The organism is Bradyrhizobium sp. CCBAU 53340, from assembly GCF_015291645.1.
In the GTDB taxonomy this organism is placed as follows: domain Bacteria; phylum Pseudomonadota; class Alphaproteobacteria; order Rhizobiales; family Xanthobacteraceae; genus Bradyrhizobium.
The window spans coordinates 5,876,300-5,895,844 of sequence record NZ_CP030055.1 but is presented as its reverse complement, the minus strand read 5'-3'; the positions used below and the strand labels follow the sequence as shown (position 1 = coordinate 5,895,844).

General features: G+C 64.6%; 13 protein-coding genes and 1 pseudogene. 11 read left to right on the top strand and 3 right to left on the bottom strand.

The window, feature by feature from the left end:
• Nucleotides 1-26: 26 nt before the first annotated feature.
• On the top strand, nt 27-2,222 hold the full coding sequence (locus tag XH89_RS27800; RefSeq protein ID WP_194463552.1) for a hypothetical protein: 2,196 nt from the start codon (nt 27-29) through the stop codon (nt 2,220-2,222).
• Between the two features lie 8 nt (nt 2,223-2,230).
• Here the strand turns inward: XH89_RS27800 and XH89_RS27795 are convergent, their stop codons facing one another.
• Nucleotides 2,231-3,619: an MFS transporter gene (locus tag XH89_RS27795; RefSeq protein ID WP_194463551.1), complete on the bottom strand. Its 1,389-nt coding sequence runs from the start codon at nt 3,617-3,619 to the stop codon at nt 2,231-2,233.
• 135 nt (nt 3,620-3,754) lie between these two features.
• On the opposite strand from XH89_RS27795, the gene XH89_RS27790 reads away from it, so the two are divergent.
• Nucleotides 3,755-4,816: an isocitrate/isopropylmalate dehydrogenase family protein gene (locus XH89_RS27790; protein ID WP_194463550.1), complete on the top strand. Its 1,062-nt coding sequence runs from the start codon at nt 3,755-3,757 to the stop codon at nt 4,814-4,816.
• 224 nt (nt 4,817-5,040) lie between these two features.
• Here XH89_RS27790 and XH89_RS27785 read toward each other — a convergent pair whose 3' ends face one another.
• On the bottom strand, nt 5,041-5,784 hold the full coding sequence (locus XH89_RS27785) for an SDR family NAD(P)-dependent oxidoreductase (protein ID WP_194463549.1): 744 nt from the start codon (nt 5,782-5,784) through the stop codon (nt 5,041-5,043).
• A gap of 142 nt (nt 5,785-5,926) precedes the next feature.
• Between XH89_RS27785 and XH89_RS27780 the strand changes: the two genes are divergently transcribed.
• From XH89_RS27780 to XH89_RS27765, 5 genes and pseudogenes are all read left to right on the top strand, one after another.
• The gene (locus tag XH89_RS27780) at nt 5,927-6,697 is read left to right on the top strand and encodes a methyltransferase domain-containing protein (protein ID WP_194463548.1); all 771 of its coding nucleotides are present in this window, start codon (nt 5,927-5,929) and stop codon (nt 6,695-6,697) included.
• Between the two features lie 200 nt (nt 6,698-6,897).
• Complete coding sequence (locus XH89_RS27775; RefSeq protein WP_194463547.1) at nt 6,898-7,911, top strand: DctP family TRAP transporter solute-binding subunit; 1,014 nt, start codon at nt 6,898-6,900, stop codon at nt 7,909-7,911.
• A 236-nt stretch (nt 7,912-8,147) separates the two neighbouring features.
• Nucleotides 8,148-8,465, top strand: a pseudogene (locus XH89_RS42155) (TRAP transporter small permease); the annotation flags it as partial.
• 291 nt (nt 8,466-8,756) lie between these two features.
• A complete protein-coding gene (locus XH89_RS42150; protein WP_367401024.1) occupies nt 8,757-10,040 on the top strand; it encodes a TRAP transporter large permease in 1,284 nt (427 codons plus the stop codon).
• A 110-nt stretch (nt 10,041-10,150) separates the two neighbouring features.
• Nucleotides 10,151-12,082 carry an alkyl/aryl-sulfatase gene (locus XH89_RS27765; RefSeq protein ID WP_194463545.1) on the top strand — a complete coding sequence of 644 codons (1,932 nt, stop codon included), beginning with the start codon at nt 10,151-10,153 and terminating at the stop codon, nt 12,080-12,082.
• A 174-nt stretch (nt 12,083-12,256) separates the two neighbouring features.
• On the opposite strand, the gene XH89_RS27760 is transcribed toward XH89_RS27765, so the two are convergent.
• On the bottom strand, nt 12,257-13,327 hold the full coding sequence (locus XH89_RS27760) for a glycosyltransferase family 4 protein (RefSeq protein ID WP_194463544.1): 1,071 nt from the start codon (nt 13,325-13,327) through the stop codon (nt 12,257-12,259).
• Nucleotides 13,328-13,610: 283 nt separating this feature from the next.
• Here XH89_RS27760 and XH89_RS27755 point away from each other — a divergent pair, with 283 nt between their 5' ends.
• From XH89_RS27755 to XH89_RS27740, 4 genes are read left to right on the top strand one after another with little or no spacing between them, the layout of a single operon-like run.
• Entirely contained in the window at nt 13,611-15,374 is a 1,764-nt protein-coding gene (locus XH89_RS27755; RefSeq protein ID WP_194463543.1) for an ABC transporter ATP-binding protein, read from the top strand.
• Between the two features lie 59 nt (nt 15,375-15,433).
• Nucleotides 15,434-17,638, top strand: a complete 2,205-nt coding sequence (locus XH89_RS27750; protein WP_194463542.1) for an amylo-alpha-1,6-glucosidase — start codon at nt 15,434-15,436, stop codon at nt 17,636-17,638.
• A gap of 20 nt (nt 17,639-17,658) precedes the next feature.
• The gene (locus XH89_RS27745) at nt 17,659-18,180 is read left to right on the top strand and encodes a PRC-barrel domain-containing protein (protein ID WP_194463541.1); all 522 of its coding nucleotides are present in this window, start codon (nt 17,659-17,661) and stop codon (nt 18,178-18,180) included.
• 23 nt (nt 18,181-18,203) lie between these two features.
• Nucleotides 18,204-19,517, top strand: a complete 1,314-nt coding sequence (locus XH89_RS27740; protein WP_194463540.1) for an MFS transporter — start codon at nt 18,204-18,206, stop codon at nt 19,515-19,517.
• The last annotated feature ends 28 nt before the right edge of the window (nt 19,518-19,545 follow it).

Below are 19,545 nucleotides of genomic sequence, written 5' to 3'. Positions count from 1 at the left end.
AGATTGCAGCGGCAGCGGGGTGCGGCATGTCCAGGAAGGTGGTCGGTTGGTCGATCGCGGCGATCGCCGCGATCTTTCTGCTCTTCAACTATCTGCCCTCGTTCGTCGCCGATTCCCTCTACAAGAACGTCGACGACATCACCGACGGGGAGATGCCCGCCACCATCACGTCTTTCGAATCGGGACCGGATGTCGTCAGCACGATCGGCGGCAGCGGGGAGGGGCTGAATTGCAGCCTTCCAGCGTTGACCAACCTCTTCTTCGACGGAAGCAAGGACTCTCGGGGCAAACGCCATCTCGTGCTGCAGCGCTTCCGACAGGCGTGCGTCTTCCACGACCTCTGCTACCGCCACGGCCTCGCCACCTACGGCTATAACCAGAACGATTGCGATCGCATCCTGCAGAACGCCGCGTTCCGGCTCTGCACCTATATCCGCAACGGCAGCGGGACCGGCAGTGCGACGCGGTGCCAGACCGACTCGAAGATGGTCCTGGCCGGCGTCAGCATGGGTGGATACAACGCCTTTCGCGGCTGGGATCGATCGACCTATTTCGAGTTCGAATCCGATCCATTCCGCTCAGTCGCCTTCCAGGCCAGCCGGGTGGTGGATCATCCGTTCAAGACCGTCGATCCCGTCAAATATCGCGACGATCCCGATCAGGTCATCCTGTCGTTCGAGAACGTTCGATCCGATATCGCCGTCACCTGCATGACCTGCGGACAACATCCGGTGTTCGAATACACGCAGGACCCGAACGCGGTCGATGCGGAACTGCGCTCGGTCGGCGTGACCAAGTTGCCGGAGGCGTTGCTCAAGCGCGAGCCGATGTTGTCGGAAACCGTTCCGATCTGGCTGCCGCCGCGTCGCCATCATGCGGCGCCGCATTTGCTGGTCGATGCTGCCGGCAAGGACCATCTGATCTGGATGAGCCGGAATAATCCGCAGGACACCATGTCCTGCATCGTTGGGGCCGATGCCGCGCGGCTTCTGACCAATACGTTGCCGCGGCGGGATCTGTGCTCCGCCGATTCCGGGTCGTTGCTGACCATGGTGGAGGTCGACATGTTCGCGACGTCGCCGCTGCCGATGGAAATTCCAGGCGCGCCGGACCCGATCTATGCGACGGCCATCAGCCCGCAGAAGACGATCGACAACGATCTCAGCTTCTGCTCGCGCTCGGCATCCCGGCCGGTCGATCGGTCCGGGAACGACGACCGGTCCGCATGCATCAACTTCTCCGGCGACGACGTCAGAAAGGGTGCAGCCCTCGGTGCATTCCAGGATTTTCCGGTCATCCGTCCCGGACAACAGATCGTCTTCGCGCGGGACGTCGATCAGCGAACGACCTCGCCGCTGACGGCGATCTGGCAGCGCGCGTTTGGCGACACCTTTTCACCGGGCGGCGCGCTGCTCGTGATCGACGTCGCGCCGCCGGCCATACCCAAAGGGCCGGCTTCGGCCAGGCTGAAGAAGATCGTCCGCTTCAACATCGACGATCGCTTCGATCCGATGATGCCGATCTCGCGCAAGGTCGACGATTTGCGCTTTCTGAGCCTGGAAGCGTCGAAAGAGACCGTGCGCCTTCGGCAGATCGATTTCGCCAAGGACAATCCCGCCATCGGCAATATCAGGCTGACAATAGGCGGCGGTGATGTGGAGCTGGATCGCTCATGGGCGGCGAGGCCCATGATGGTGTTGGAGACCCGGGATGCGCAAGCCAAGACCAAGCTGGTGTTCTCGCGCGGCGAAATCGCGATCGATCCTGACAAGCCGGTCTTGCCCGACGCAACGACGGAAGCGTTGACGCTGCAAACGCTGGTGTTCGAGCGTGACGCCGCGGCGCCCTCGGATGCGCCGTTCGTGAAATCAGCCGGCGCTACGTGCCGGATCACCTATGAGTTCGCGCCTCACCACACCGACTGGTCCTGCTATCGCGCGTTCGATCCCGATCGTTCGATGCGGGCCTCGCCGGCTGCGCGGATGCAGGCCTCCCAAATGCTGGTCGGGCGTTTCTCGAAGAGCGCGGGCCACGCCATCGCGTTTCCCGATGCCTGTCTGAAGTCGGAGCCGATCATCCTGGCACCGCAAGGAGATACATTTACGCCCGTGAGCGACACTGCGGGTTGGAACGGTCCACCAAAACTGAGACGGACGATCACATGCGAACCGCTCGATGCCGCCTCCGTCGTGAGCCGGCCGATCGCGCAGAAGGCGCCGTGAAAGCCGGCTCACTTCACCGCCAGCCGCAGGAAGCTCATCACGCTGCCGAGCGCGGCAAAGCCTGCACCGAGCGCCAGCGCCACGGTGGCGCCGTTGTGACCGGCAAGCGCAAAGCAGGCCGCGGCGAGGGCCGCGCCGGTGGTCTGCCCGGTCAGGCGCGCGGTGGCGACGATGCCCGAGGCGCTGCCGCCGCGGTGGGGCGGCGCGCTTGACATGATCGCCTTCATGTTCGGCGCCTGGAAGAAGCCGAACCCCATGCCGCAGATCATGATCCGCCAGACGATATCGGGAATGCTCGGGCTCGCCGGAAGTAGCGCGAGCAGCGCCATGCCGAGGCCGAGCAGCACAAGTCCGATGCCGCCCAGCAGGCCGACCGCGTAGCGATCGGACAGGCGGCCGGCGATCGGCGCCATGATGCCGACCACCAGCGGCCAGGGCGTCATGAAGAAGCCGGTCTCGACCTGCGAGCGCCCGAGCACGTCCTCGAAATAGAACGGCAGCGAAACGAAGGCGAGGCCCTGCACGGCGAAGGAGCAGACGGCGGTCGCCGCCGACAGCGCGAACATCGGCCGGCCGAACAAATCGATCGGCAGCATCGGCGCTGGGTGCTCGGCATGACGTCGGGTCAGGACGAAGCCCAGCGCGAGCGCGGCGATCAGCTCGATGCCCACGAGGACAGGTGACAGGTTATGCGCGGCGCTGCCGATGCCGGTGATGAACAGGCCGAGGCAGATTGCGGCGAGAGCTGCGCCAACAAAATCAAAACCGTGATCGGCGCGCGGCGTCTTCGGCAGCATCGCAAAGCCGATGCCGGTGGCGACGAGGCCGAACGGGATGTTGACCGCGAACAGCCAGGGCCATGGGCCGACCGCCAGGATCGCAGACGCGATCGAGGGGCCGAAGGTGAAGGCGGTCGCCACCACCAGCGCATTGTGGCCGAAGCCGCGACCCTGCATCCGGCCGGGATAGACGAAGCGCACCAGCGCCGTATTGACGCTCATGATGCCGCTGGCCCCCAGGCCCTGCAGGGTGCGTGCGACCAGCAGGCTGTCCAGCGACCACGCCACCGCGCAGAGCAGCGAGGCCGCAGTGAACAGGATTAGACCGCCGAGATAGATGCGCTGGTGCCCGACGATCTCTCCGAGCGCCCCGAGCGGCAGCAGCGTCGTCACCAGCGCGATCTGGTAGACGTTGACCACCCAGACCGACTGCTCCGGACTGACATGCAGATCGGCGGCGATGGCGGGCAGCGCGATGTTGGCGATCGCGGTGTCGAGCGAGGCCATCGCCAGCGCGGTGAAGATGGCGGCGATCGCCCAGCGACGCTGCTCGGCCGGCAGGCCATCGGCTTTGGGGTGATCGGGCTCGCGCGCAGCGGCAGGTAACGTTGATGTCATTGCCTCAGCGCTTTGCTCCGGCGGTCTGGCTTCGATGATCTCCGGCATGTACTACGCTTGGGGCGGCTTCCACAGGCATATGCTTGCATGCATTGTATGCGCGAAGGTCGGTGCCGCTCTCGAAAGGGGATCATCATGCACATCGTCGTTCTGCCGGGAGACGGCATCGGACCGGAGATCACGGCCGCGACATCGGGCGTGCTGCGTACCGCCTCCGAGCGCTTCCAGCTCAATCTGCGCCTGGAGGAGCATGCGGTCGGGCACGCGAGCCTGAAGCTCTCAGGCACCACGGTGCGTCCCGAGCTGCTCGACATCGTCCGCGCCGCCGACGGCCTGATCCTGGGACCGACCGCGACCTTCGACTTCAAGGACGAGGCGCATGGCGAGATCAACCCGTCGCGCCACTTCCGCAAGAACCTCGACCTCTATGCCAACATCAGGCCCGCGCGCACCTATGCCGGCAGACCCGGCCGCATCGGTGACTTCGACCTCGTCGTGGTGCGCGAGAACACGGAAGGCTTTTACGCCGATCGCAACATGGAGCAGGGCAATGGCGAACTGCTGGTCACGCCTGACGTTGCGATCTCGCTGCGCCGGATCACGCGGGCATGCTGCGAGCGTATCGCACACGCCGCCTGCCGCCTGGCGATGAAGCGCCGCAAGCACCTCACCATCGTGCATAAGGCCAATGTGCTCAAGATCGGCGACGGCATGTTCCTGGACATCTGCCGCGCGGCCGCGAAGGACTATCCCGGGCTCGAAGTCGACGACATCCTGGTCGACGCCATGATGGCGCATGTGGTGCGGAGCCCCGATCGTTTCGACGTCGTCGTCGCCACCAACATGTTCGGCGATATCCTCTCCGATCTCACGGCGGAGCTGTCAGGGAGCCTCGGCCTTGGCGGCTCGCTCAATGTCGGCGACCGCTACGCCATGGCGCAGGCCGCGCATGGTTCGGCGCCTGATATCGCAGGGCAGGATGTCGCCAATCCGGTCTCGCTGATCCTGTCGACCGCGCTGCTGCTCGCCTGGCATGGCGAGAGGAGCGGCGCGGTTCGCTACGAGGAAGCGGCGCGCGCGATCGAGGCGGCGGTAGCGACGGCGCTTGGTGAGGGCAGAGCGACGCGCGACGTCGGCGGCAGGCTCGGCACGATCGCAGCGGGCGCTGCAATCGCGGAGATCCTGCAGGCCGAGTGAGCTTGTCTGCTTTTTCTTTCGGGCCCTGAAGGAAACGGCTCGAAAACAACCCCATGCACAGTAGAACGCCCGTTGATCGGCAAGAGGTTTTTCGGGCTGCGCCGAACAGCGTCGTCGTGACACGGTGAAGTTGACACGTCGGGCAAAACACCAGCACGATGTTATCATGGCGGCAGTGGGTGGGCGGCGCGGCTTGCAGCGCGTCCGGGACACTGTGCGGGAAGCTAGAACTGATACCGCCTCAAGCCGCCGTCCACCGGGATCACCGTGCCCGTGATGTAGCGCGCCAGCGGTGAGGCCAAGAACACCGCGAGCACCGCGAGGTCCTCCGGCTCGCCCCAATAGCCGACCGGAATTTCTTCCTCGGCGAAACGCTCCCGATAATCAGGCGCGTAGTTGCGGCGGATCTGCTCGCTCATGATGCGGCCGGGCGGGATGCAGTTGATGGTGATGCCGTGCTCGCCGATCTCGCGCGAAAGGCCCTTGGCCCAGGCGTGCACCGCGGCCTTTGCTGCGAAGGCGGCGTTGAGGCCTTCCGGCTCGGACTTGCCGGTGATGTTGACGATGCGGCCCCATTTGCGTTCGATCATCTGCGGCAAGAGCGCATGCGCGATGCGGCGGTAGCTGGTGAAGTTGAGCGCGATCGCCTCGTCCCATTTGCTGTCGGGCGCATCGACGGGAAGGGGGCGGCTGCCGCCGGCATTGTTGATGAGGATGTCGACATGGCCGAGCTCCTTCAGCGCGAACGCGGCGATCTTTTCGGCTGCGTCCTTGGCCATGACGTCCTGCTCGAACGGCGTGATCAGCCCGCCGCCGACCTCCTGCACCAGCTCGGCGAGCAGGTCGGTTCGGCGCGCGACGCCGACGACGCGCACGCCTTCGGCAGCGAGGCCCTTGGCGATGGCGCGGCCGATGCCGATGCTGGCTCCAGTGACGACTGCGGTTTTCGATTTCAGCCCGAGGTCCATGGTCGCACGCTCTCTTGGTTGGGTCTTCTTTTGCTTTGGTGTCCCGCCCGTCCCGCGCGGCTGGCGAATTGCCTGAGCGGGACGAGCAGTGGTAACCAAGAGGCATCGCGAAAGAAACACGAAAAACAAAAAGGCTCGACCAATGGTCTGGGATCCGCAGCAATATCTGAAGTTTTCCGGCCACCGGCTCCGGCCCGCGGTCGACCTGTTGATGCGAATCCCCGACATCGGTCCGCGCACGGTCGCCGACCTCGGCGCTGGCGCCGGCAATGTCACGAAGCTCATCAAGGAGCGCTGGCCGTCAGCGGCGGTGACCGGCGTCGAGGGCTCGGCCGAGATGGTCGCTGCCGGGCGCAAGGCCGCGCCCGAGGTGGAATGGTCACATGAAGATCTCGGCCATTGGCGCCCCGCCAGGCAATATGACGTGGTCTACTCCAATGCCGCACTGCACTGGCTGCCCAATCATGCGGCACTCTTTCCGTCGGTCATGGAGAAGGTCGCGCCGGGCGGGATACTTGCAGTGCAGATGCCGCGCAACTTCCTGGCGCCATCGCATGTCCTGATCGGCGAGACCGCCCTAGATGGACCGTGGCGGTCCAAGGTCGAGCACCTCGTCACGCCACCGCCGGTCGAGGGGCCGGCGTTCTATCACGATGTTCTGGCGCCGCTGTCTGCGAACATCGACATCTGGGAGACCGAATATCTCCAGGTGCTGCAAGGCGAAAATCCCGTGAAGGAATGGACCAAGGGCACCTGGCTGACCCGCTATCTCGACGTGCTCGAGGGCGACGAGAAGGCGGCGTTCGAAGCGGCCTATGGCGCGCGGGTCGCAAAGGCCTATCCGAAGAATGAAGCGGGCCAGACGCTGTTCCCGTTCCGGCGGCTGTTCATGGTCGCCCAGCGCAAAGGTTAACCGCGTTTCCGCAATGCGACATAAGCGCTCGCTTCCTTGGCTGGAGCGGGCGCAGGGTTGCGCCTGCGACCGCGGTCAAGCTAGTTTCGCCTGCGGCAAATTGGGCTTAGGTCTAGTTGTTCAGGGTGCCGATTGCTGCCACTACTGAAACCGTAAAAACAAAAAGAAACCGGTTTCTTCGGTTGTTGGGGAGGTCCTTCATGCGCAAACTCTTGCTTGCGGCCGCTGTGGCCGCGTTCGCTTTGGCTCCGGTCTTGTCTTCGGACCTGGCTCAGGCCCAGAGCCCGATCATCATCAAGTTCAGCCACGTCGTCGCCAACGATACTCCGAAGGGCAAGGGCGCGCTCAAGTTCAAGGAACTTGCCGAGAAGTACACCAACGGCAAGGTCACGGTCGAAATCTATCCGAACTCCTCGCTCTACAAGGACAAGGAGGAGATCGAAGCGCTTCAGCTCGGCTCGGTGCAGATGCTCGCGCCTTCGACCGCGAAATTCGCCCCGCTCGGCATCAAGGAGTTCGAGGCGCTGGACCTGCCCTGGTTGTTCAAGGACGACGCGACCTATTCCGCCGCGATGAAGGGCACCGTCGGCAAATGGCTGTTCCAGAAGCTCGAAGCCAAGGGAATCACCGGGCTCGCTTATTGGGACAACGGCTTCCACATGGTGTCGTCGAATCGCCCGCTGTCGAAGCCGGAGGATTTCAAGGGCCTGAAGTTCCGCATCTCCGGCTCGAAGATTGCCGACCAGTACTTCCGCCTGATGGGTTCGATCCCGCAGATCATGGCCTTCTCGGAAGTCTACCAGGCCTTGCAGACCGGGGTGGTCGACGGCTGCGAGAACACCGCGTCGAACTATCTGACGCAGAAGTTCTACGAGGTGCAGAAGGACATCACCGTGTCCTACCACGCGCATCTGCAATACGCCGTCATCGTCAATTCGAAATTCTGGTCCGGCCTGCCGCCCGATATCCGCACCCAGCTCGAGAAGGCGATGGCGGACGCAACCGACTACACCAACCAGATCGCGCACCAGGAGAACGAAGACGCGCTGGCGGAGATCAAGAAGTCGGGCAAGACCACGTTGCACTATCTGACCGACGCCGACCGCAAGGCCTGGCAGGAGGCGATGCAGCCCACCTATAAATGGGCCAAGGGCCGGGTCGGGCAGGAAGTGCTCGATCTCATCGCCAAGGAACTCGACGTCAAGATGAACTGACGCGTTGTCCGGGGGAACAAGACGAACGGTCGGGAGTGCATGCACTCCCGGCCGTTTCGCATCGATAGGGGGACTTTGATTTGCTTCGCGTGCTCAACCAGGCGCTCAATCATCTCGAAGAGTGGTTGATCGCGACGCTCATTGCGGCTGCAACCGGACTGATCTTCATCGCCGTCGTGCACCGTTACGGTGCAGGCGAATCGATCAACCTGTCGCGATGGGCGGCGGCGCACGGCATGACGTGGCTCGCATCGGCGTCGATGGCGGTGTTCACCTTCATGTCCGAGCTGGACCTGTCCTGGGCGCAGGAACTCTGCATCTACATGTTCATCTGGATGGCGAAGTTCGGCGCGGCCTATGGCGTGCGCACCGGCATCCATGTCGGCGTCGATCTGCTCGTCAACCGCCTGCCGGAGCATTCGCGCAAGCACGTCATCCTGTTCTCGCTGCTGTGCGGCGCGCTGTTCACCGGCATGATCGCCACCTTCGGCGCCTCCTTCGTCCGCGAGATGTTCCACACCGGGCAGCAATCCAACGATCTGGAAGCGCCGATGTGGTTCGTCTATCTGGCGATCCCGCTCGGCTCGGGCCTGATGTGCTTCCGATTCCTGCAGGTCTCCTGGTTCTATTTCTGGACCGGCGAGCTGCCGCATCATGACGAGTCTCATGTCGAGGGCGTGGAAGCGGACGCTTCGCCGGCGCTGCATCCGCAGCCCGCCGGCGCCGCCACCAGGGCCGCTGCGCGAAAAGTCTCGCCGCTTGGCGTGATCCTGATCCTGGCGCCGATCCTGATCTTCGCGCTGTGCCTTGGCGAGAAGACCGGCTTCATCGTGCTGCCGCACTGGATGCGCGCGGCCACCGTGTTCGCGCTGCTGATCGCGCTGATGCTGACCGGCATCCCGGTCTCGATCGCGCTCGGCCTCACCGTGATGACGTTCCTGTTCACGCTCACGGCCGTGCCGATCGAAGCCGTCTCGATGAAGCTCTTCACCGGCATCGAGGGCTTCGAGATCATGGCGATCCCGTTCTTCATCCTCGCCGGCAATTTCCTCACCCATGGCGGCGTCGCGCGGCGCATGATCAATTTCGCGACCTCGCTGATCGGGCACTGGCACGGCGGCCTTGGCCTCGCCGGCATCGTCGCCTGCGCGATGTTCGCGCTGGTGTGCGGCTCGAGCGTGGCGACGGTCGCCGCGATCGGCGCCATCGTGCTGCCGGAGATGGTCCGGCACGGCTATCCGATGCGCTTCGGCGCCGGCATCATCACGGTCGCCGGCTCGCTCGGCATTTTGATGCTGCCGTCGATCCCGAAGATCGTCTACGCGGTTTCGACCAACACCTCGATCGGCGCGCTGTTCGTCGCGGGTCTGCTCCCCGGCATCCTGCTGACGACGATGCTCTGCGTCGTCACCTGGTGGCTCGCGCGGAGCCGCGATTATCCCCGGCTGCCGAAGGCGACCTGGAGCGAGACGTTGCGCACCTTCCGCGAGAGCATCTGGGGCCTGATGCTGGTCGTCATCATCATCGGCGGCATCTATAGCGGCCTGTTCACCGCGACCGAAGCGGCTGCGATGGCCGCGGTCTATTCGTTCTTCATCTCGGTGTTCGTCTATAGGGCGATCGGGATGAAGGACGTGCCGCGGGTGCTGCTCCGTGCCGCCAACACCAGCGCGATGCTGCTCTATATCGTCACCAACGCGGTGCTGTTCTCCTTCGTGCTCTCCAACGAGAACCTGCCGGCGACGCTCGCCGACTGGATCGCGGCGCAGAACCTCGGCTGGGTCGGCTTCCTGCTGCTGGTCAACGTCCTGCTGCTGCTCGCCGGCAATTTCATGGAGCCGAACTCGATCATCCTGATCATGGCGCCGATCCTGGCGCCCGCGGCCAAGAAGCTCGGCATCGATCTCGTCCATTTCGGCATCGTCATGGACGTCAACATGGAGGTCGGCCTCTGCCATCCGCCTGTCGGCTTGAACCTCTACGTCGCCTCGATGATCGCGCGAATGCGCATCACCGACCTTGCGGGGGCGGTGATGCCGTGGCTGCTCACCATGCTCGGCTTCCTCGTCATCGTGACCTATTGGCCCGATCTGACGCTATGGCTGCCGCGGGTGCTGGGGATGCATTAGAGCCGGCTTCACGAGTTTCGGCGACCGGCATGACCGGTCGTCGACTGTTGGAACCACTGCGCGAATGGGTTTAGATGGCTTCAACCAGAGCAGGGGGAGGAGCCATCCCGATGACCGAGATTTCCAGCAGCGAACCGAAGGACGCAACGCCGTCCGTCATTGCGCAGCATCAGGCAATGCTGAATGCGTTGCCGTTTTCCGACACGCGGGATTTCGACGACGCCGCGCGCGGCTTCCTTGGCACGATCGAGCACGCCAAGATCGCGAACCCGCAAGGACGGACCGTCTGGAGCCTCGAGCCCTACGGCTTTCTCTCCTCCGAACAGGCGCCGCCGACGGTCAATCCCAGCCTGTGGCGGCAGTCGCGGCTCAACATGCAGCACGGCCTGTTCGAGGTCGTGCCCGGCGTCTATCAGGTGCGCGGGCTCGACATCGCCAATATGACGCTGATCGAGGGCGACAGCGGTGTCATCGTCGTGGACACGCTGACCTCGATCGAAGGCGCACGCGCCGCGCTCGATCTCTACTTCAAGCACCGCGGCCTGAAGCCGGTCGCAGCCGTGATCTTCACCCACACCCACACCGACCATTGGGGCGGCGCGCGCGGCGTGCTCGAGGAGGACGCGCTGGCCAGGGCCAGCGTGCCCATCATCGCGCCGAACCTGTTCATGGAGCACGCCGTCTCCGAGAACATCATCGCGGGGCCGGCGATGCTGCGCCGGGCCCAATACCAGTTTGGGCCGTTCCTGGCCAAGGGCGTGCGCGGGCAGGTCGATTGCGGCCTCGGCAAGACCATGGCGGCGGGGGCGGTCGCGCTGCTGCGCCCGACTGATCTGATCATGGCGACCGGCGACAAGCGTGTCATCGACGGCGTCGAATTCGAATTCCAGATGGCGCCGAACAGCGAAGCGCCGGCGGAGATGCACTTCTTCCTTCCGCGCTACAAGCTCTTGAACCTCGCCGAGAACTGCACGCATAATTTCCACAATCTGCTGCCGTTCCGCGGCGCCGACGTGCGCGATGCGCTGGCCTGGTCGAAATATCTGGGCGAGGCGCTGCAGCTATGGGGCGGCAAGGCCGAGGCGATGTGCGGGCAGCATCACTGGCCGGTGTGGGGAGCTGAGCGGATCGACACCATGATCCGCGAGCAGCGTGACCTCTACAAGTTCGCGCATGACCAGACCATCCGCCTGATGAATCACGGCCTCACTGCCGCGGAGATTGCCGAGACGATCCAGCTGCCGAAGAGCCTGGAAGGCGCCTGGCACGGCCGTGGCTATTACGGCCACGTCAGGCATAACGTGAAGGCGATCTACCAGAAATATCTCGGCTGGTACGACGCCAATCCGGTCAATCTCGATCCGCTGCCGCCGGTCGCATCGGGCAAGAAGTATGTCGAGTATATGGGCGGGGCGGATGCGATCCTGACGCGGGCGCGCGCCGACTTTGCCAAGGGCGAATTCCGCTTCGTGGCGCAGGCGCTCGGCCATCTCGTCTTTGCCGAGCCGGACAATCAGGCGGCGCGCGCGTTGCTGGCCGATACGCTGGAGCAGCTTGGTTACGCGGCGGAGAGCTCGACCTGGCGCAACGCCTATCTGTTCGGCGCGCAGGAGCTGCGGCAGGGCATGCCGAAGACCCCGCCGCGTCCGCCGATGCCGCGCGAGACCCTGGCGGCATTGCGCACGGAGCAGCTCTGGGATGTGCTCGGCATCCGTCTCAACGGCCCGAAGGCGGAAGGCAAGCACATCGTGCTGAACTGGAGCTTTTCCGACACCGGTGAGACGTTCGTGCTCAACCTCGAGAATTGCGCGCTCACTTATGCGCAAGGCGTGCAGGCCGCGAACGCCGACGCCAGCTTCACGCTGGCGCGCGCCACGCTCGACGAGGTGATCGCGAAGCTGACGAGCTTTCCGGAAGCGGTTGCGGCAGGGAAGGTGAAGCTGTCAGGCAACCCGATGAAGCTCGCCGAACTGATGGGTCTGATGGACGAGTTTCCGCGGATGTTCGAGATCGTCGAGCCGAAGCGGGCGGTGGTGGGGTAGTCATCGCCGCCGCTCGCCCTCCGCTATAGCCACACACTCCGCTGTCATCGCCCGGCTTGACCGGGCGATCCAGTATTCCAGAGACCGCAATGTTTGAACCGAGAAGCTGCGGCGTACTGGATGCCCCGGTCAAGCCGGGGCATGACAGCGTGCCTTGATGCGACAGTGCGCTCCTTATTCCGCGCTGCTCACCAGCTTGATCCGCGGCGCCTGCTCTTCGGTCAGGCCGCGATAGGCGGCGAGATAGTCGAGCGCCATCCGCCGTGCGGTAAAGCGCTTCTCGAACTGCTTGCGGATGGCCGTGCGGTCGAGTTGCGCAAGACGTCCCACCACGCCGGCGGCACTGAGGACGTCCTCGACCACGAAGCCGGTGAGGCCTTCATCGATGATCTCAGGCACCGAGCCGCGGTTGAAGGCGACCACCGGGGTGCCGCAGGCCATGGCTTCGATCATCACGAGGCCGAACGGCTCGGGCCAGTCGATCGGCAGCAGCAGGCCGAGCGCGCCGCTCAAGAAGTCCGACTTTTCGTTGTCGCTGATCTCGCCGATGTAGTCCACCAGCGGGTTGTTCACGATCATCGGCTTGATCAATTCGTCATAGTAATCCTGGTCGGCGCGATCGACCTTGGCCGCGATCTTCAGCGGAATCCCGCAATGGGTCGCGATCTTGATGGCGCGATCGACGCCCTTCTCCGGCGCGATGCGGCCGAGCACGGCGAGATACTCCTGCTTGGCAGGCTTCGGCGTCAGCAGATTTTCCGGCAGGCCGTGGTGAATCGTCGTCACCCAGTTCGCCTGCGGCACCGGCCGCCGCTGCGCGTTCGAGATCGAGATGACGGGCATCTTGGAGAAGGTGTTGAACACAGGCTGATGCTCCGGCAGATCGAGCCGGCCATGCAGCGTGGTCAGGAACGGCGTCGGCTGGCGGTAGAACAGCGACCACGGATAGTAATCGAGATGGAAGTGGAGGAAGTCGAACTCCTCATCGTCACATTTCTGCCGCACGCGCTCCAGCAGCACCATGTGCAGCGCATTGGGATCGCGCACGGAACCGTCGAGACGGAGTGCCCGCGGCCACAAGGCATCCAGCTTCGCCGATGTTTGCGAGTCGCCGCTGGCGAACAATGTCACGTCGTGGCCCAGGGCAACCAACTCCTCCGTCAACCAATGCACCACCCGCTCGGTGCCGCCATACAGCTTGGGTGGAACAGCCTCCGTCAACGGAGCTACCTGCGCGATGCGCATCTCACCATCTCCTCTGCGATCATGTGAACGTACGTTGAAACCCCCGCCGTGTATCGGGCACCGGCATGCCAACAAGGGAACGTTCCCGCAGTTGCGAAGTTCCTCTCAACAAACGTTACTTATTCGACACATCGCGCGTGCGTCTCGATGCTGCCATCACCTCTTCTCAGATCGTCCGCATCCGCATGTCGTGATCACATTGCCCGGGAACCGAGGCGAACGGGTCGATGTTCAATCGGCCAGTAAGAACAATTGAAGTCATCACGACGGGGTCGAGTGTCACATGGATCATCTTTCTGGATACGCGCGCAGGCCATTTGCCTTTGTCTTGCGCTACCTGCGGCGCAGGCTGACGTCGCATCTGGTGATCCTGACCGCTGTCGTGGCAGCCGTTGCCTGCTCGGTAGGCACGCAGTACGGCGTTAAATCCCTTGTCGACAGTCTGTCGGCGGGAACCTCGCATGGCGGCAGCGTATGGCTGGCATTCATTCTGCTCATGTCACTGATCGCAGCCGACAATTTCCTGTGGCGGATCGCGAGCTGGACCGCGAGCTTCACCTTCGTTCGTGTCACGGGCGATTTACGCCGCGACATATTTCGTCATCTGACCGGGCATGCGCCGAGCTACTTCTCGGATCGCATGCCGGGCATGCTGACAAGTCGTATCACGGCGACCTCGAACGCGGTGTTCACCGTCGAGAACATGTTCGTCTGGAACGTATTGCCGCCCTGCATCGCCACAGTTGCGGCGATCATGCTGATCGGAACCGTGAGCCCCTACATGGCGGCGGGCCTGATCGTGATCGCCGGCGGGATGGTGATTGCGATGTTTCGACTGGCCGCCGCCGGCAAGCCGCTGCATGACGATTTTGCCGATAAGGCCGCCGTCGTCGACGGCGAGATGATCGACGTCATCAGCAACATGCCGCTGGTCCGTGCCTTCTGCGGTATCGGCCACGAGCACGAGCGGTTCGACGCGACGGTGAACCGGGAGCTCACCGCACGGGGGCGCAGCCTGCGCTATCTGGAGAAACTGCGGCTTACTCACGCCGGCGTGACCGTGATTCTGACCGTGGCGCTGATGGGCTGGGCGATCACGCTGTGGGAGCAGGGCGAGGCGACCACCGGTGACGTCGTGCTGGTCTGCACGCTCGGCCTGTCCATTCTCAATGCGACGCGAGACCTTGCGGTCGCGCTGGTCGACGTCACCCAGCACGTCGCGCGCCTGACCGAGGCGATCGCCACGCTGCTGGTGCCGCATGAATTGCGCGATCACCCTGAGGCCGAACCGCTGGTCAAGAGCGGCGCAGCGATCGCCTATAACAACGTCACCTTCGGCTATCCCGGCGGCGAAAAGATCTTCGAGCGCTTCAGCCTGCGCTTGCAGCCCGGCCAGCGCGTCGGCCTGGTCGGCCAGTCCGGCGGCGGCAAGTCGACCCTGTTCACGCTGCTGCAGCGCTTCTACGACGTCGACGAGGGCAGCGTGACGATCGACGGCCAGGACATTTCCATGGTGACGCAGCAGAGCCTGCGCGAGGCGATCTCCGTCGTGCCGCAGGACATATCCCTGTTCCATCGCTCGATCAGAGAGAACATCCGCTACGGCCGGCCGAACGCCACCGACGACGAGGTGCTGCGCGCGGCGATCGCGGCGCGCTGCGATTTCATCGACAGCCTGCCGGAAGGGCTCGACACCATGGTCGGCGACCGCGGCGTGAAGATGTCGGGCGGCCAGCGCCAGCGCATCGCGATCGCGCGTGCCTTCCTCAAGGATGCGCCGATCCTGCTGCTCGACGAGGCGACCGCCGCGCTCGACAGCGAATCCGAGGAGGCGATCCGAGAGGCCTTGAGCCGGCTGATGCGCGGCCGTACTGTGATCGCGATCGCGCATCGCCTGGCGACGCTGCGCAATTTCGACCGCGTGGTCGTGCTCAAGAACGGCAAGATCATCGAGGATGGCGCGCCTGATCGGCTGATGCAGGGCCACGGTCCGTATCGTGAGCTGGTGACGCAGGAAATGAGCCGGCTCGCGAAGTTCGCCGCGTAGACCCGATAGTTGCGTTTGCGTTGGCCGCGTTCGCAAAACAAGACGCAGGGGAGCAGCTCATGGCAGCCGAAGCCGTCACCAAGATCATTTCGGTATCGCAGACGGTAGAGGCCGTCGCAGAGCAGCCGTTCTACATTCCCATGACGGGACCCGCCGCGCGGCCCCGTCGTTCGCTCAAGCACGACGATACTTTCATCGTGCTGGACAGCCATGGCGACATCGGCGCCTCGGCCGGTGGTCCGGATGGCCTGTTCAACCACGACACGCGCTATCTGGCGCGGCTGGAGCTCGTGCTCGACGATCTCCAGCCGTTGTTGCTCGGCTCGAACCTGCGCGACGACAATTCGGGCCTGACGGTCGATCTCACCAACCCTGATATCTACCGGCAGGGCCGCATCGTGCTGCAAAAGGACCTGCTGCACATCGTGCGCACGATCTTCCTGTGGCGCGGCACCGCCTATCAGCGCATCGGGTTGCAGAACCACGGCGAGCAGCGTGCCGGCTTCGAGCTGACGCTGCTGTTCGACAATGATTTTGCCGATCTGTTCGAGGTCCGCGGCGAGCGGCGGCCGCGCCGCGGGACCGGCACCAGCAGGCTGCTCGGGCCGACCGACGTGCTGTTCGAATATCGCGGTCTCGACGACGCCGAACGCACCACCGGCCTGCACTTCGATCCGCGTCCGACGCGGCTCTCGGTCAATGCCGCGACCTGGCAACTCGAGCTGGATCCGCACGAGGCCAAATCGCTGTTCGTGGCCGTGTCCTGCAACCGGCCGGTCGCGGAGAAGCCGGCAAGGTTCTTCAGGGGATTGCTGGCGCATCGCCGCGAGATGCGGCGATCGGCGATCGGCGCTGCGAACATCGAGACCTCCAACAACATCTTCAACGAGGTGCTGTGCCAGGCCATGGCCGACCTCAACATGCTGATGACGGAGACGCCGCAGGGGCGTTATCCCTATGCCGGGATCCCCTGGTACTCGACGACGTTCGGCCGCGACGGCCTGATCACGGCGCTCCAGATGCTGTGGGTCGATCCGCGGGTGGCGAAGGGCGTGCTGCGACGGCTTGCGCATTTCCAGGCCAAGGCCGTCGATCCCCTCGCCGATGCCGCGCCGGGAAAGATCCTGCACGAGATGCGCGGCGGCGAGATGGCGGCGCTGCGCGAGGTGCCGTTCTCGCAATATTACGGCAGCGTGGATTCGACCGCCTTGTTCGTCCTGCTGGCGGGGCGCTATTTCGAGCGCACCGGCGACGAGCAGACGCTGGTCGAGCTGTGGCCTGCGATCGAGGCGGGGCTCGCCTGGATCGACGGACCCGGCGACCCCGACCAGGACGGCTTCGTCGAATACCAGCGCGCGACCGAAAAGGGACTCGCCAACCAGGGCTGGAAGGACTCTTACGACGCCATCTTCCACGCCGACGGCAAGCTCGCGGAAGGCAATATCGCGCTCGCCGAGGTGCAGGGCTATGTCTATATGGCCAAGCAGCTCGCCGCGCGATGCGCGGTGAAGCTGGGCAAGGCCGATCTCGCCAGCAAGCTCGAGACGGAGGCCAGGGCGCTTGCCGAACGCTTCGAACAGGCATTCTGGTGCGAGGAACTTGGCACCTATGCCGTCGCGCTCGACGGTCAGAAGAGGCGCTGCGAGGTTCGCACCTCGAATGCCGGGCAGGTGCTGTTCAGCGGCATGATTCGCCAGGACCGCGCCCGTCTCGTGGCCGCCGATCTGATGCGGCCGCACTTCTTCTCGGGCTGGGGCATCCGCACCGTCGCGCGCGGTGAGGTGCGCTACAATCCGATGTCGTATCACGACGGTTCGATCTGGCCGCACGACAACGCGCTGATCGCGCTCGGCCTCGCGCATTACGGGCTCAAGCACTCGGTCGCGCATGTGTTCAAGGGCCTGTTCGACGCCGCGACCTACATGGATCTGCGCCGGCTGCCGGAATTGTTCTGCGGTTTTCGCCGTGAGAAGCGGCGCGGCCCGACGCTCTATCCGGTCGCCTGTGCCCCGCAGGCCTGGGCCAGCGCGACGCCGTTCACGCTTCTGGAGGCGGCGCTCGGCATCGAGTTCGACGTCGAGCGCTGCGAGATTCGCCTGCGCAATCCGCATCTGCCGGCGTTCCTGAACGAGGTCATCCTGCGCGATCTGCGCCTAAGCGAGTCCAGCGTCGATCTGCGCATCAGCCGCCACGGTCACGACGTGGCGCTGGAGGTGCTGCGCACGCGGGGCCGGATCCAGGTGTCGATCGTGCTGGCGCATTAGCAGCCTTGCGAGGAGGGTTCATGCGTACCGCCGGATGGACAGTTCTGAGCGTGGCGATCGTTGCGGGATTGACGGTTGCCATATCGCGTGCCGCGGAGGAGCTGCCCGCGCCGACGAACGAGGCGAACGCGCCGCCGACGGTGCAAGCGCCGGCTTCGGTCGTGCCGGTGACGCCGAAGGATGCCGCACCGCCGCCATCGGTGACCATCATCGGCGCCAGCGACGCCCACGGCGTGCTCGGCCGCGACGTGCGCAGCGCCGCGGACGAGGACATGGGCCACATCGTCGACGTCATCGTCGATCTCAACGGCCATGTGCGCGCCGCCGTGATCGATTTCGGCGGCTTCCTCGGCGTCGGCAGCCGCAAGATCGTGGTGGACTGGAACGCGCTTCGTTTCGGCAAGATCACCAACAAGAAGGACAGTATCACGCTGGAATTGACCAAGGCGCAGGTCGCGGCCGCGCCGGAATACAAGGAAGACACGCCGATGGTCGTGTTAGGTGCGTCCGGCAGTCTCCAACCGTTGCAAGCCATCCAGTGAGGAGGGGGGAGGGCTGACCGCCTGTGCTCTTGTCGAGGAAGCCTCATCATGAGAAGCGCGAAGGACGCGTTGAACAGGACAACGTCGCCGTGCCCGTCCTTGCGGGCATTCCAGCGCCCTCCCGCCGCAGCCTGCGCGGCCTCGATTGGTTCATTTTCTTCCTCGCCGACGTGCAGACCGGCTTTGGCCCCTTCATCGCGGTCTATCTGACGACGCAGAAATGGACGCAGGTCGAGATCGGCTTCGTGTTGTCGATCGGCGGCATCGTCGCGCTGATCGGCCAGATGCCGGGCGGCGCCATCATTGACGCCGCGAAATCGGAGCGGCTGGTCGCGGCGCTCGCGATCGCGACCATCGGCTGCTGTGCGCTCGCCTACGCGGCGATGCCGCTCTTCCCCGTCGTGGTGACGGCGGCTACGCTGCATGCGGCGGCGAGCTGCGTGCTGGGCCCGGCGATTGCCGCGATCAGCCTGGGCCTCGTCGGCCCGCTCGCGATCGGCGAGCGGCTGGGCCGCAACGCCCGCTTTGCCTCGCTCGGCAACGGCGTCGCCGCCGCGGTGATGGGCACGGCCGGATATCTTTTGTCGAGCCGCTCGGTGTTCCTGGTCACCTTCCTGCTCGCGATCCCGACCCTGATCGCGCTGTCGCGGATCCGGGAGGAGGAAGTCGACATCGCGCGCTGCCACGGCGAGATGCCGCGCGAGGCGCCTGAGCCCGGCGACACCAATATCTGGCATCTGGTCCGGCAGCGACCGCTCATCGTCTTTGCGCTCAGCGTGTTGTTGCTGCAACTTGCCAACGCCTCGATGATGCCGCTGATGGCAAGCGCGGTGACGGCGCGATCGAGCCAGTGGGCGACGGTGCTGGTGGCCGCCTGCATCATCGTCCCACAGGCGATCGTGGCGCTGTTGTCGCCTTCGGTCGGGCGTCAGGCCCAGATCTGGGGCCGGCGGCCGCTGCTCTTGATCGGGTTCGGTGCCCTGACGATCCGCGGTCTGCTGTTTGCGACCGTGCGCGATCCGTATCTGCTGGTCGCGGTGCAGGTGTTCGACGGCTTCACGGCCGCGGTGTTCGCCGTGATGATTCCGCTGATCGTGGCCGATGTCGCCTTCGGCAGCGGGCATTTCAACCTGGCGCAGGGCATTGTCGGCACCGCGACCGGCATCGGTGCGTCCCTGAGCACCGCGCTTGGCGGCTATGTCAGCGACAAGTTTGGCAATGCCACGGCTTTCTTCGGCCTGGCAAGCATCGCCGCGACGGGGCTGTTGCTGATTCTCTTCGTGATGCCGGAGACCCGGCGCGCGGGCATGACCGCTGCAAAAGAAATGGCCGGCTGAACGAATTCAGCCGGCCAAGTTGGTAGGG